The following is a 14,466-nucleotide window of genomic DNA, read 5'->3' as shown; positions in this document are numbered from 1 at the left end:
CGTTCTGACGTCCATGAACACCACGCTGATCGTTTTCGTCGTGCTCTACCTGCTCGGCACGCTGGGCATCGGTGTGTGGGCGGGCACACGGGTCAAGAACACCTCGGACTTCGCCGTGGCCGGCCGCAGCCTGCCGCTGATCATGGTCGTCACGACGACGTTCGCGACCTGGTTCGGCGCCGAGACCGTCATGGGCCTGCCGGCCAAGTTCGTGCAGGGCGGCCTGGGCGCTGTCGTTGAAGACCCGTTCGGCGCCGGCCTGTGTCTGGTGCTGGTGGGCGCGTTCTTTGCGGCGCGGCTCTATCAGAAGAACCTGCTGACCATCGGCGACTTCTATCGCCAGCGCTTCGGCAAGGGCGTCGAGATCTTCTGCTCGCTGGCCATCATCCTGAGCTACCTGGGCTGGGTGGCCGCGCAGGTCACTGCGCTGGGGCTGGTGTTCAACATCCTGACCGACGGCGCCATGAGCCCGCAGACCGGCATGATCGTTGGCCTGCTGGCGGTGCTGGTGTATGTCGTCATCGGCGGCTTTCTGGCGGTGGCCTGGACGGACTTCATCCAGATGATCGTGCTGGTGCTGGGCCTGGGCGTCATCGCGGTCTTTGCCGCCGACCTCGCCGGCGGGACCGACAAGGTGCTCGCGCTGGCGCAAAGCCGCGACCTGGGGCGCTTCCTGCCCAACCCCAGCTTCACCGAACTGGCCATGTTCATCGGCTCGGGCCTGACGATGATGCTGGGCTCCATCCCGCAGCAGGACGTGTTCCAGCGCGTCATGTCCGCCAAGGATGCCAAGACGGCGCGGCGTGGCGCCATGATCGGCGGCTTCAGCTACATCGCGTTCGCCTTCGTGCCCATGTTCATCGTGCTGGCGGCCGTGGCCGTGATGGGTGACAAGGCGCTGGAGCTGGCCCAGAACGACTACCAGCGCGTGCTGCCCAGCTTCGTCATGGGCCACATGCCGCTGTTCATGCAGATCCTGTTCTTCGGTGCGCTGCTGTCGGCCATCAAGAGCACGTCGTCGGCCACGCTGCTCGCGCCGACGACCAGCTTTGTCGAGAACATCCTCAAGCAGATCCGCCCCGGCATGAGCGACAAGCAGTCGCTCGTGGCCATGCGCGTGACGCTGGTGATCTTCGCCTTCGCGGTGCTGGCCTACGCCATCGCGCTGCAGGGCACGTCCATCTACGACCTCGTCAGCGCGGCCTACCAGGTCACGCTGGTGGCGGCCTTCGTGCCGCTGGTGTTCGGCCTGTACTGGCAGCGCGCCACGACGCAGGGCGCCATTTTCTCGATCTTTGCCGGCATCGCCGTCTGGGTGGCCTTCTTCCCGCAGGTCACGACCTGGGGCGAGCTGTTCCCGGGCCAGCTCGCCGGGCTGTTGGCGGCGCTGGTTGGCATGGTGGTGGGGTCGCTCGCGCCGCAGCTGCTGACCAACCGCCACGAGCATGTCAGCCACCACCTGCAGCCCCATCGCTGAGCGGGCGTCCTTGAACTTGGCCCGGTGGGCCTAAAATCTCGGGCTTTGCCCCCACTTTTGCACCACCATGCCGATCTATGCCTATCGCTGCAGCGCCTGTGGCCACGCCAAGGACGTGCTGCAAAAGCTCTCTGACGCCCCTTTGACCACCTGCCCGTCCTGCGGTGCCGAGGCCTTCGGCAAGCAGGTCACGGCGGCAGGCTTTCAGCTCAAGGGCTCGGGCTGGTACGCCACCGACTTCCGCGGCGGCAGCGGCAGCACGGCGGCGGCGCCGGCATCGGCCCCTGCGGCTGAACCTGCCAAGGCCGAGTCGTCCGGCAGCACGACGCAAGCGTCGTCGTCCACCTCGGGCGGCAGCTGCGGCGGCTCCTGCGCCTGCCACTGAACCGGGATCTTCGTGGCTCCTTCCCTTCGCAAATACCTCGTCGCCGGCCTGCTGGTCTGGCTGCCGCTGGCCATCACCATCTGGGTGCTGGCGCAGGTGCTGGACGTCGTCAACAGCGTCTTCGGCTCCTTGCTGGCGGCGCTCGCGCTGGTGCTGCCGGCTTCCGTGCGCGACGCCGTGCTGGAGCTGCGCCATGTGCCGGGGCTGGGCCTGGTCATCCTCGCGGCTGGCTTGCTGGTCACGGGCGTCTTCGTGGCCAACATCTTCGGCCAGTGGCTGCTGACGCAGTGGGACCGCCTGATGTCCCACATCCCCATCGTCAAGAGCATCTACAGCTCGGTCAAGCAGGTGTCGGACACGCTGTTCTCCAGCAGCGGCAACGCCTTCCGCGAGGCCGTGCTGGTGCAATACCCGCGCGAAGGCAGCTGGACGATCGCCTTCGTCACCGGCACCCCCAGCGGCGAGGTGGCCTGCCACCTGGACGGCGAGCACACCAGCGTCTACGTGCCCACGACGCCCAACCCCACGTCCGGCTTCTTCCTCATCGTGCCCACGTCCGACATCAAGCCGCTGCAGATGACGGTGGACGAGGCGCTGAAATACATCATCTCCATGGGCACGGTGGCGCCACTGCCCCATGCCGGCGCCCAGCCCTGCGACGCGCCCCATCGAAATCAGCCGGGTTGAACGCCCCGGCCGGCGTTCAATCCTGAGGGCCGCCCGCGCCCAACAGCGCCTCCACAGAACACCCCCAAGCAAAGAATTCGGAGAACCTCATGCGTACCTGCTATGCCGGCCAAGTCAGCGAAAAGCTGCTCGACCAGACCGTGACCCTGATGGGCTGGGCCCACCGTCGCCGCGACCACGGCGGCGTCATCTTCATCGACCTGCGTGACCGCGAAGGCCTGGTCCAGGTCGTCTGCGACCCCGACCGCGCCGACAGTTTCAAGATCGCCGAAGACGTCCGCAGCGAGTACTGCCTGAAGATCGTCGGCAAGGTGCGCTCGCGCCCGGCCGGCACCGAGAACGCCAACCTCGTCTCCGGCAAGGTCGAGGTGCTGTGCCACGAGATCGAGGTGCTGAACGCGTCGGTGCCCATCCCGTTCCAGATCGACGAGGACAACCTGTCCGAGACGACGCGCCTCACGCACCGCGTGCTGGACCTGCGCCGCCCGTACATGCAGAACAACCTCATGCTGCGCTACAAGGTGGCGATGGAGGTGCGCAAGTTCCTGGACGAGCACGGCTTCGTCGACATCGAAACGCCGATGCTGACCAAGTCCACGCCGGAAGGCGCGCGCGACTACCTCGTGCCCAGCCGCGTGCACGACGGCCACTTCTTCGCGCTGCCGCAGTCGCCCCAGCTGTTCAAGCAGCTGCTGATGGTCGCCGGCTTCGACCGCTACTACCAGATCACCAAGTGCTTCCGTGACGAAGACCTGCGCGCCGACCGCCAGCCCGAATTCACGCAGATCGATATCGAGACCTCGTTCCTGACGGAAGAGGAAATCCGCTCGATGTTCGAGGGCATGATCCGCCACGTCTTCCGCAAGGCGCTGAACGTCGAGCTGGGCGACTACCCGGTCATGAAGTACGCGGAAGCCATGCACCGCTTCGGCTCCGACAAGCCGGACCTGCGCGTCAAGCTCGAGTTCACCGAACTGACCGACGCGATGACCACGGTGGACTTCAAGGTCTTCAGCGGCCCCGCCACCACGCCGGGCGGCCGCGTCGTCGCGCTGCGCGTGCCCAAGGGCGCCGCGATGAGCCGTGGCGAGATCGACGCCTACACCGAGTTCGTCAAGATCTACGGCGCCAAGGGCCTGGCCTGGATCAAGGTCAACGAAGTCGCCAAGGGCCGTGAAGGCCTGCAGTCGCCCATCGTCAAGAACCTGCACGACGAAGCCGTCGCCGAGATCCTCAAGCGCACCGGCGCGCAGGACGGCGACCTGCTGTTCTTCGGCGCCGACAAGGCCAAGGTCGTCAACGACGCCATCGGCGCGCTGCGCCTGAAGGTGGGTCACAGCGAGTTCGGCAAGACCAACGGCCTGTTCAACGACGTCTGGGCGCCGCTGTGGGTCGTCGACTTCCCGATGTTCGAGCACGATGAGGAGAACAACCGCTGGGCGGCCGTTCACCACCCGTTCACGGCCCCGAAGGATGGTCACGAAGACCTGATGGTCAGCGACCCGGGCAAGTGCATCGCCAAGGCCTACGACATGGTGCTCAACGGCTGGGAACTGGGCGGCGGCTCGGTGCGTATCCACCGCGCCGACGTGCAGGCCAAGGTCTTCGAGGCGCTGAACATCAGCGAGGAAGACCAGCGCATCAAGTTCGGCTTCCTGCTGGACGCGCTGCAATACGGCGCGCCCCCGCACGGCGGCCTGGCCTTCGGTCTGGACCGCATCGTCACGATGATGACCAAGGCCGAGTCCATCCGCGACGTGATCGCCTTCCCCAAGACCCAGCGCGCCCAGTGCCTGCTGACCGGCGCACCGTCGCTGGTCGACGAAAAGCAGCTGCGCGAACTGCACATCCGCCTGCGCAACGCCCAGCCTGCAGCCTGATTGCGCGGCGCCTGCTGCACGTGAAGAGGCACCGTGCTGGCGGTGCCCAGTCGTTCAATCGGCGTGTTGAACGCATGACAAGAGCCCCTCTGCGCAGGGGCTCTTTTTTTTGCCGTGAGCCGGGTGGCCGTCGGCTACCTGCGTTAGCGCCACAGGTTGCGTGAGCGCGTTGCAGCAGCGTTGAACTGCCGTACTTCATGAACTATTGCCGTCGTTGACACGAGCTCGACATCTATAGTGATCCGTTGAATTGACGCGTCAGAAGAGCGCGCTTTCAAGGGAGTGCATGGTTGCAGGTGCGGCAGCCAAGGCGTAGCTGCTCCCGTGAGGTTGAGACGGGAGGGAGAAGGCTTTGGTTTTGCACGACTGGATCTATACGCGTCGGGCGCGCCCAGCAGCTTGGTGGGGGCTCGCCGTGTTGGTGCTCGCGTTGGCGCCGTCATTGAGCCTGGCGCAGTCGCCGCCGCTCGGGGCCTCCGATGCCGACGCGTTGCGGCAGTTGCAGCGGCAGCGAGAGGCTGACCAGCGGCGCACCTTGGAGCAAAGCCCTGACGTTCGTTTGCCGGCGGCACCTGCGGCGGTCAACGAGCGGCTTCGTGACGATGAATCGCCGTGTTTCGTCGTGCGGGAAGTGCGTTTGGCCGGCGTGCGTGACTGGCCTGAGCTCGCCGGCCGTGTCTGGGCGTTCAGCGGTCCGACGGGCGATGACGCGCCAATCGGTCGTTGCCTGGGTGCCGCCAGCATTGGTACGTTGGCGGCCCGGCTTCAGTCGGCGCTGGTCGACGGCGGATTCATCACCACACGAGTGCTGGTGCCGGCGCAAGACCTCTCCACCGGTGTGCTGAACCTGATGGTCGTCCCCGGCCGTGTGCACGCGGTCCGGCTTCGCGAGGGCAGCTCGCCACAGGTGCGCCTGATCAATGCGTTGCCGTTGCGACCCGGCGATCTGCTGAACCTGCGCGGCATGGAGCAGGCGCTTGAAAACCTGCAGCGCGTGCCTGGCGTCAAGGTCGACATTCAGGTGGAGCCCGCGCGCGACTCGACAGATCCTGGCATGAGTGACCTTGTCGTTAGCTACGCGGGCGGGCGCCAGGCCAGGATGCAGTTTCAGGTCGATGACAGCGGGAGTGCGGCAACCGGCCGCTACCCGCTGTCCGCAACGCTGTCGCTGGATCACGCGCTCCTGCTCAACGACTTGTTCTACGTGACGGTCAACCGGGATGTCGACTGGCTGCGGGGCAGCGTTCGGGATCGGCCTCAGCCGCATCCCAGCATCGGTGGCCAGGTCTTCCATTACTCGCTCCCTTGGGGCTATAGCCAGGTCGGCGTCACGTTCAGCCGCAATGGCTATCGCCAGGTCGTTGCTGGGGCGACGCGCGACTATGTCTATCGCGGCACCAGCAGCAATGGGGAACTCAAGCTCTCGCACACGCTGTGGCGCACGCAGCAGCTCAAGGTGCAGGCCTGGGCCAAGCTTTTCGGTCGTGGTTCGCGCAATTTCATCGACGACACGGAAGTCGAAGTGCAACGTCGGCGTGTCGGCGGCTGGGAGGCGGGCCTCAACGTGAAGCGCGTCGGCGGCGATGTGAACGGCGAGGCCGAGGTCAGCGTCAAGCGCGGCACGGGTGTCTTTCATGCCCTGCAGGCGCCGGAGGAGGCATTCGGCGAAGGCACCTCTCATGTGCGTCTGGCGCAGGGAACGGCCAGCCTCAGCGGCGCACTGCCACTCGGCGCCCGCCGGCTTCAGCTCAGCACGCAGTGGCGCGGCCAGGTGGCGCTGCAGCCTTTGACGCCGCAGGACCGCTTTTCCATCGGTGGCCGCTACACGGTGCGCGGTTTCGACAGTGACCGCACCCTGACGGCAGACCATGGCCTTTTGATCCGCAACGAGGCCGAGTTGCCCCTGCTCGAGCAGCTCAGCACCTACGTCGGCATCGATACCGGCTGGGTGGCGGGGCGTGGTGTCGAGCGCCTGGCCGGTCGGCATCTGGCCGGGGCGGTGCTGGGGGCACGCTGGCGCTACGGTGGCGCGCAGCTGGATGTTTTCGCGGGCACTGCCTTGCAGGCGCCTTCCAACTTTCCTTCCGGTCATTGGGTGACCGGTTTCAGCTTGAGTTATTCGCCATGAATCGTCAGCAATTCCGCATCGTCTTCAACCGTCGGCGCGGGTTGCTGATGGCAGTGGCGGAGATCGCCCGTGGGCAGGGGAAGGGCACGGGCGAGACGCGTCGCAGCACGCGAAAGCGCGCCCGTCAGCGTGCCGCCGCCAGCCATGCCGGCTCGACGGGCGGCCAGGCGCAGGCCTGGCGGTCCTGGGCGGCAACGTTCGGGCTGCTGCTGTCGCCCCTGTTCGCGCCGTTGGCAACGGCCCAGGTCCGGGCGGATGCACAGGCGCCGAAGAACCAGCAGCCCACTGTGCTGACGACGGCCAATGGCACGACGCAGGTCAACATCCAGACGCCCAGTGCGGCGGGTGTGTCGCGCAACACCTACAGCCAGTTCGACGTCACCTCACAAGGCGTAGTGCTGAACAACTCGCGAACCGACGTCAGCACGCAGATCGGCGGTTGGGTGCAGGGCAACCCGTGGCTGGCTCAAGGCAGCGCGCGCCTGATCCTCAACGAGGTCAACAGCAGCGCAGCCAGCCAGCTCAAGGGTTTTGTGGAGGTCGCAGGCCAGCGGGCCGAACTCGTCATTGCGAACCCCAGCGGTATCCAGGTCGACGGGGCCGGTTTCATCAACGCCCGCAGTGTCACGCTGACCACCGGTCAACCGCAGCTCAGTGGCGGCGCCTTGACGGGCTATGACGTCCGCAACGGGACCATCAGCGTCAACGGCGCGGGCCTGAATGCAGGCGATGCCGATTACGCCGCCATCCTTGGCCGTGCTGTGGAGCTGAATGCCGGCATTTGGGCGCAGCAACTGCAGGTTGTGACCGGCGCCAACATGGTCGCCTCGGTTGAGGCAAGCGCCACCGGTGTCGAAGGCGTGACGCCCACCACGCCGGCCGGCTCGGACGCCGCGCCCCGCTTCGCCCTGGATGTTTCCGCGTTGGGGGGCATGTATGCGGGCAAGATCACGCTCGTCGGCACCGAAGCCGGCGTCGGCGTGCGTCAGGATGGCCAGTTGATCGCCAGCTCGGGCAACCTGACGCTGGACCACAACGGCTGGCTCAGCGGCAGCGGGCGGCTGCAAGCCAGTGACAGCCTGCAGCTGAAAACGACGGCAGACGCGGCCTTGAGCGGCGTGGTGACGGGGCAGGTTGTCCAACTGCAGAGCGACGCGGCGCTGCAGTTGTCTGGCACGGTGGCGGCAGGGCAAGACCTTCAGGTGCAAGCGAGGAGCCAACAGCTCGGTGGCAGCTTGCAGGCCGGGCGAGACATCCAGTTGCGCGCCGCTGAACAGCTGACGAACAGCGGCAGCGTGACCGCAGCGCGTGTGGTGTCCGTCCAAGCTGGCAGCCTGCTCGACAACCAAGGTGGCAGCCTGCAGGGGGCACGTCTGGAACTGACGGCGCCAAGTATCGATAGCCGTCGGGGGCGCATCGAGCAGACCGGTAGCCAGGCGCTGTCATTGGCGGTTGAACGATGGGACAACGCTGATGGACAGGTGCTGCAACGCGCTGGCCAGGCGGCTGCAACGTTAGGTGGAGCTGGCGCACCGGTGGCAGGCGATGGCGGTGCCTCGTCCGCAACCCCGGCCCCGAGCCCGGGCACTGGTGGCAGCGTGCCGGGCAACGACGCCGGTACTTCGGCTGGGGGCAGTACGTCGGTGCCCGCCGCACCGTCGGTGTTGGCGGATGGCCTGATCGATACGCGTCAATTCGCCAATGCCGGTGGCGTGCTGCGCACGGCGGGTGATCTCGTCGCCGACGTGAGTGGCAGTCTCGACAACCAGGGGGATATCCGCCTCCAGTCCATGCGCCTGGACGGCGCTCGCTTCAGCAACCGTGGCAGTCTCAGTGCCGAGCGTCTGAGCGGCAATACCACGTCCTTCGCCAACAGCGGGCAATTGCTGACGCAGGGCATCCTTCAACTGCGAACACCCACTCTCGACAACAGCGGGTTGATGTTCAGCGCCGCCGGCGTGCAGATCGACGCGGATGATTTGCAGCAAACGGCAGCGGGCACCTTGGCGACGGCTGGCACCAACCTGTTGAGGGCCGGTCAGCTGTCCAACCAGGGCCTGATTGCCGCCGGCATGGCCAGCGATGGGCGGTTGCAGGGAGCTGCCTCGCTGCAGATCTCGTCGGACGGCGTCGCGCAGAGCGCCGGAAAACTCTGGGCGTCTGGTGATCTGCTGCTCGCGGCGGCGTCGCTCAATCTGGATGGTGCAGCCGTCCAGGCGAACAACATCTCGCTCGTTGCGGGGCAGGGCAGAGGAGATTTGAGCGCCGCGGGCGCCCAAGTCCTGGCACAAGGCCAACTCAGCGCGACGGGCCAGAGCCTGAACAACGCGGGGGGCCAACTCAGCGCGCAGCAACTGGCGCTGCAAGTCAGAGAGCTGGACAACCGGGGCGGCAGCCTGGTGCACAGCGGCAGCCAAGCGCTGAGCCTGGAACTCACGAGCCTGGACAACCGGGGCGGCGTGATGGCGACCAACGCCAGCGACGTCACGCTCAAAGCACAAAGCGTGAACAGCGACGGCGGGCAACTGCAGCACGCGGGGAGCGGGAAGTTCCTGCTGCAAGCGGGCCAACTCAGCGCACAAAGCGCCAACGGCAAGAGTGCCGAAGTGCTCAGCGCGGGCCAACTGATCGTGCAAGCCGACGCGGCGCAACTCGGTGGCGTGCAACTCGTCGGAGAAAGCCTGAGCGTGAGCGCGGGGCAACTCAGCGCGGCGGGAGGGCAACTGGCAGCGCGCAGTGGCGCGCTGCAACTCAGCACCACGGCAGCACAAGCCACCGACCTCAGCGGGGCGATGGTGCAAGCCGGGGGAAGCAGCCAGATCACGACGGCGGGAGACCTGCTCACGCGAGGCGCCACACTGAGCGCCGGGGGCGACCTGAGCGTGCAAGTGGGAGGCAGCCTGCAACACCGAGACGGCGCCCAAGCCGTGGCGGCAGGCCAGCTCACGGTGATCGCGGGGCAACTCGACGTGAGCGGCAGCAAGACCGTCACGACAGACACGACAAGCCGGGAGCAATACAGCGGCTTCACGGCGCTGGGCGGGGCGCTGAACGCCCAGATTGCGGGGGCGCTGAACGGGCAAGACAGCCAATGGACGGCGGGGCAAGGCCTGAGCGTGAGCGCGCAGAGCGTGAGCCTGAGCGGCAGCCACAGCCAACTCGCGGCGGGGCAGGCCACGGGGCAAGCGAGTGCAAACGTGGCCGGGCTGAGCCTGAGCGCCAGCCAGAACCTGAGCGCCAGCGACACCCTGCTCGTGGCGCCGGGCGCGGTGAACCTGAGCGCACAGCAAGTCAGCCTCACCCGCAGCCAACTCGGCGGACAAGACATCGAAGTGCAAGCCAGCGGGGCGGACGGCGCCCAAGCCGCACTGCAACTCACGAACAGCCAACTCATCGCCAGCGGGGACACGCAAGTGAAGGCCACGGCGGGGCAAGCGAGCCTGCAAGCCAGCGTCGTGCAAGGCGGCAGCGACGTCACGCTGCAAGGCGCAGGCGGCGCCCGCGTGGACGCGGGCAGCACCGTGCTGGCCCAAGGCAGCGCCAGCGTCAGCGGGGCGAGCCTGGACAACGCGGGCACCGTGCAAGCGGCGGGCACGCTGAGCCTCACCAGCACCGACATCGTCAACCGAGGCAGCCTCATCGGCGGCACGGACCTGCAACTGCAAGGGCGCCAACTCGACAACCGGGCCAGCCTGTACAGCGGCGGATCGGCGCAAGTCACCACCCAGACCCTGATCAACAGCGGCACCCTCGCGGCCGCAGGCGCCCTCACGGTGGATGCGGGCCAAGTCAGCAACAGCGGCAGCCCCGAAAAGCGCCAACAGGCGCAGGCGCTGCTGGAAGCGTCCAACGCCGTCCTGAATGACCCGCAAGCCAAGGCGGACTACGACAACTGGAAGGAAGGCGGCGCCTACCGCGTCGCTGCTCACGCGGTGGTGGGTGGGCTCACCGGCAACGTACAAGGGGCGCTCGGCGCCGGCACGGCGGCGAGCCTGGCGCCCCAGCTCGACAAGCTCCAGGGCAACCTGCAAGACGGCCTGGTGGCGCTGGGCGTGTCTGGCGACAAACCCACCGACCAACAGAACAGTCCGGCTGAGGCCTTGTCCAAGCTGCTCACGGGCGCCATCGCCAGCGCGGCTGGCGGCGTGGTGGGCGGCGCGGCAGGCGCGGCTGCCGGGTTGAACGAGGACTTCAACAACCGGCAGTTGCATCCCTCTGAGCGCGACCTCATTGCAAAGCTCGCCAAGGGCAAGGCTGCACAGATGTGCAACGGCGACATGCAATGCGTCAGCACTGAAACTCGTTACTGGACTGACGCCCTTGAGCGCGTGGCAAGTGGCCTTGTCGACGATCAGGCCGCTGATGAAAACAAGGCCTACCTCACCCAGCTGGCCAAGGCATCAAGCAATCCGTACAGCGCAGGAGCACGCGGCGGCTTACAGGGCTACCTTTACGAGCTGCAGACTGCTCAGGAGATGCTGACGCCGTACATGGGCAAGACCATCACGGTGAACGGCCAGCCGCAGGTGAACTACGGCAGTGCGCAAACTTACTTCAGTGCAACGGCAGCACAGAAAGATGATCCTTACCTTAACAGCCAACTCGGCTCGAAGCGTGATTCGATCGAACCGCTGAAAAACCTGCGCGATGAAGAGCGTGTGGAGCGGTTTGGTGCCCTCAACGGCGCAGCAACGCCGATCTATCCGGTTGAAGAACTGGTGCTGGGCACCTCGGTTACCAACAAAGTACTGGGGGCGCTGGGGCGGCTTATCGGCGTCGAGAGCGAAGTGGCTGTCGTGAAGGGGTCAGCTGAAGGTAAGTCGGCTGCGGTGGCGGATAGCTCTGTGACAAGTTCTCAAGGCACACCTGTGTCGGCTAGCCCTTCAAAGGCTGTGCCTGGAAAAGACTCTGCGACGATGAACGGGGAACTAGTCACGCCGCAGAGTTACGGCGAAGTCTTTCACGGGACCAATCGAGAAGTGCTTGAACTTGGCAAGCTTTCGCTAGATGAAGCGGCAGCGTATGTCAAACGGAACGGACTGCCAGCTAGAGGTGGCAATATTGAGTTGACTGATCACATTAGCGGCTTGCCGGACACAGCGTTCCGCGGCACGACGAATGCTCTCGGTTCTCCCACTAAAGATGCCGGCGCACTATATTGGGCTGGCGATGACGGACTCGTCGTAGAAATCGTGGGGGTGAAGGGCTACGATCTCAATGCAATCCGCGATACCAGCAGTAAGGGCATCGGCCTTAGTGGCATAGCGCAGGGCAAGGCTACAGGTGGTGAATTGGAGATATCAATTCCTGCTCAGATCCCGCCGCAGAATATCGGTCGGATTGGGAAGGTGTGGGTTGACGAGAATGGTAAGAAACAGTTCAAGTGGATAACGCTGCCATGACTAATCCTCTTATGTCGCGATGGGGTGATGAAGAAATTTATCGTTTCATACTGTCCAATGTTGTTTTGTCTAAAGTTGAGCCCGATGGAATGAGTTGGCGTGAGTGGTTTGATTCGACTGCTCCTCGCACGCCGCACTACAAGACCGGCGAGGCGATTCTGGACTGTCGATTTGTCAATATAGACGGATATCGATTTCCTGAGCAGTGGTTAAACTATGTGCTTGACAACGGATCTGCACGAGCATGCCTGTTTTTTAGAACAGGACTTCAAGAAGCAAGTGCTGTGCAAGTGGACTTTAGTCGCAGTCGTTTCGTCATGGCGCAGATGTCTCCTTTTTTTGCTGCTGGCGCGAATTTCTCTTTTTGCACATTTTTGGATAGCTTTGCTACCGGGCACGGTTCGCGAGATCCGGACACGGGGGTCTGGTCCTATTCGCACGCGTTGAGCGATTTTTCAAAATGCAACTTGAGCCAAGTTGTTGCGCGCAGCACCTATTTTGATAGATGTGATTTTCGTGGTGCCAATTTCAGTGGTGCAATTTTTAACGACTGTCATTTTAATTTTAGCGATTTGCGTGACGTGAATTTAGAGGGCTCGGAGTTTACTAATTGCAATTTTGACCGTGCATCGCTTACGGATAATATTTTAAATCGGCGCGTTGTCGAGTTTTTTGGTCAAAACAAAAACCTCGATCAAATCCGCTGGGAGCCTGCAGGATTAAGCGAGGGCACTTGAGGGCACTTGTCCCGTCCACCTGTCCAACGCACCTTTCCGAAGCGCCGGGATGGCACTTTTGAGATGAAGCCCCGCCGCCCAAGCGCCTGATGCAGGCAGTTTTGACGGCTGGCGCGTCCACCTGTCCAACACACCTTTCCGAAGCGCCGGGATGGCACTTTTGAGATGAAACCCCGCCGCCCAAGCGCCTGATGCGCGCGCGGAATTCGGGGTCAGGTCTCAAATTTAAACCCCCTCATTCCAAACCAAGCCATATTTCTCGCCAAGGTCAACAGAATTCGTGGTTGGCCATAAATTTATGTTGCTGAATCTGTGAAATCAATTTGAGATGCGAATTTTGATGCCGCAGTGCCTAAGCCCCGAGCAAGTCCGATGGTGAGCCGCTCGCAGCCTATATCAAGAACTTGTTTCTGCTTGCGTCGCCCGATGAGTGATCTCAAATTTTTGGACTTCATTGTTTTTCAACGCGCTCACCTTATGAAATTCATTGCATCATTTTTCTGCTCAGCATTTTTTTGTGCTCATTCATTTGCCCAGGCGCTCCAAGAGCCCCAGGCCATTGAGGTTCCTGCAACGGCAGAGACAACCGCGTCGGCGCCCATGCCGGACGCACCCAAACCCACCGAACCTTTTCGATACTCCGGTGTGTTGACCATGACCGGGGACACGCAAACGGCGGATGGTCAGATGCTCCCAGATGCTGTTTTGCGGATCGTCAGCCCCGCCGAGCGCAAAAAAGACGTGGCGCTGATGGTGGTGGGCGCGCTTTTGGGCGGTTTTCGCACGGCAGTGCCCAAGGAGGATTACAAAGGGGACAAGGTGGGGGCGATGCCCCATCCGGCCGGCGCCGATCTCACCCAGAAGTTGGAGCCTCTGGTGGATGGCTGGACACAGCTTCACGCGCCCAAACAGACGTTCAAGAACGTGCTGTGGGTTCGCAAGGACAGGTTTCAACTGGTCTATGGCGAGGGTTCGGACGAGGACCTCGGCTACGACCTGAAGATTGAAGCCACGTTGAGCCGCAAACCCGACAGCGCCGGCTTTTTCAGCCAGGCTCGAACGGTCAAGTGTGCGTATCAGGACGCGGGCACGAAGACGACATTGGCGCAGTGGCAAGCGGATGACTACGCGAAGGTGAGGGCCGCAGAAGCGGCCTTTGTGGAGTCCTGTGCGAAGTCGTTCCAAGACAATTTGGAAGTGCTGTTGAGCCAGTAGAGCGCCGCGGCTGAGTCACCGCTCGCAACAGCCAGTTCACGGCCGGCATCGTCTGCGGCGCTTCGGTGAAGCGCGACGCCGGCAAGACCGCACGCACATTGCGCGGCGAAATCACTGTCGCACCTGGGCTTGGTGCGCTTGCAAGCCTTGGGGCTGGCTTGCGAAGTGCATCGGCGGAGATTTGTGCCTCATTGGGCAAATTTAAAGCCCCGGGCGCCATAGAACCTGGTGGCTCGGCGAGGCCGAAATTCCGATCTTCGACTTCCCGAGCAACGCGCCTGGCTTCCAAGTTCATGGAAATTCAGGGGTACCCATGGGCCGATCTCGCCACGTGGCGTCGCCCTCAGGCCCGGGCGGCCATGCTTTGCAATAGCTTGTCGTGAATGCCGCCCTTCGGGCCTTCAGGCCCGGGCGGCCAAGCTTTGCGATAGCTTGTCGTGAATGCCGCCCTTCGGGCCTTCAGGCCCGGGCGGCCAAGCTTTGCGATAGCTTGTCGTGAATGCCGCCCTTCGGGCCTTCAGGCCCGGGCGGCCAAGCTTTGCGATAGCTTGTCGT

At 64.1% G+C, this 14,466-nt stretch carries 8 protein-coding genes; all 8 read left to right on the top strand.

The window, feature by feature from the left end:
• Window positions 1–13: 13 nt before the first annotated feature.
• Window positions 14–1,477 (top strand): high affinity choline transporter 1, encoded by a 1,464-nt coding sequence (locus ACG00X_RS08140; RefSeq protein ID WP_394487577.1) that lies wholly within the window; start codon window positions 14–16, stop codon window positions 1,475–1,477.
• A 67-nt stretch (window positions 1,478–1,544) separates the two neighbouring features.
• A complete protein-coding gene (locus ACG00X_RS08135) occupies window positions 1,545–1,862 on the top strand; it encodes an FmdB family zinc ribbon protein (RefSeq protein WP_394487576.1) in 318 nt (105 codons plus the stop codon).
• Window positions 1,863–1,874: 12 nt separating this feature from the next.
• Entirely contained in the window at window positions 1,875–2,549 is a 675-nt protein-coding gene (locus ACG00X_RS08130) for a DUF502 domain-containing protein (protein ID WP_394487575.1), read from the top strand.
• Window positions 2,550–2,638: 89 nt separating this feature from the next.
• Window positions 2,639–4,429: an aspartate--tRNA ligase gene (aspS, locus tag ACG00X_RS08125; RefSeq protein WP_394487574.1), complete on the top strand. Its 1,791-nt coding sequence runs from the start codon at window positions 2,639–2,641 to the stop codon at window positions 4,427–4,429.
• Between the two features lie 352 nt (window positions 4,430–4,781).
• Window positions 4,782–6,557 carry a ShlB/FhaC/HecB family hemolysin secretion/activation protein gene (locus ACG00X_RS08120; RefSeq protein ID WP_394487573.1) on the top strand — a complete coding sequence of 592 codons (1,776 nt, stop codon included), beginning with the start codon at window positions 4,782–4,784 and terminating at the stop codon, window positions 6,555–6,557.
• Window positions 6,554–11,959 carry a two-partner secretion domain-containing protein gene (locus ACG00X_RS08115; RefSeq protein WP_394487572.1) on the top strand — a complete coding sequence of 1,802 codons (5,406 nt, stop codon included), beginning with the start codon at window positions 6,554–6,556 and terminating at the stop codon, window positions 11,957–11,959. The genes ACG00X_RS08120 and ACG00X_RS08115 overlap by 4 nt, the downstream gene beginning before the upstream one ends.
• Window positions 11,956–12,696, top strand: coding sequence for a pentapeptide repeat-containing protein (locus ACG00X_RS08110; protein ID WP_394487571.1), 741 nt, complete (start codon window positions 11,956–11,958; stop codon window positions 12,694–12,696). The genes ACG00X_RS08115 and ACG00X_RS08110 overlap by 4 nt, the downstream gene beginning before the upstream one ends.
• 426 nt (window positions 12,697–13,122) lie before the next feature.
• Window positions 13,123–13,911 carry a hypothetical protein gene (locus ACG00X_RS08105; protein ID WP_394487570.1) on the top strand — a complete coding sequence of 263 codons (789 nt, stop codon included), beginning with the start codon at window positions 13,123–13,125 and terminating at the stop codon, window positions 13,909–13,911.
• Window positions 13,912–14,466: the final 555 nt, after the last annotated feature.

Source organism: Pelomonas nitida, from assembly GCF_043555975.1.
GTDB classification, from domain to species: domain Bacteria; phylum Pseudomonadota; class Gammaproteobacteria; order Burkholderiales; family Burkholderiaceae_C; genus Pelomonas; species Pelomonas nitida.
The sequence above is the reverse complement of the archived record's forward strand: the minus strand, read 5'-3'. Positions and strand labels throughout refer to the sequence as shown.

Excerpts from the sequence above, each read along its gene's own strand:
- ACG00X_RS08140 (WP_394487577.1), top strand. The coding sequence starts at position 14 with ATGAACACCACGCTGATCGTTTTCGTCGTGCTCTACCTGCTCGGCACG.
- ACG00X_RS08135 (WP_394487576.1), top strand. The coding sequence starts at position 1,545 with ATGCCGATCTATGCCTATCGCTGCAGCGCCTGTGGCCACGCCAAGGAC.
- aspS (WP_394487574.1), top strand. The coding sequence starts at position 2,639 with ATGCGTACCTGCTATGCCGGCCAAGTCAGCGAAAAGCTGCTCGACCAG.
- ACG00X_RS08115 (WP_394487572.1), top strand. The coding sequence starts at position 6,554 with ATGAATCGTCAGCAATTCCGCATCGTCTTCAACCGTCGGCGCGGGTTG.
- ACG00X_RS08110 (WP_394487571.1), top strand. The coding sequence starts at position 11,956 with ATGACTAATCCTCTTATGTCGCGATGGGGTGATGAAGAAATTTATCGT.
- ACG00X_RS08105 (WP_394487570.1), top strand. The coding sequence starts at position 13,123 with ATGAGTGATCTCAAATTTTTGGACTTCATTGTTTTTCAACGCGCTCAC.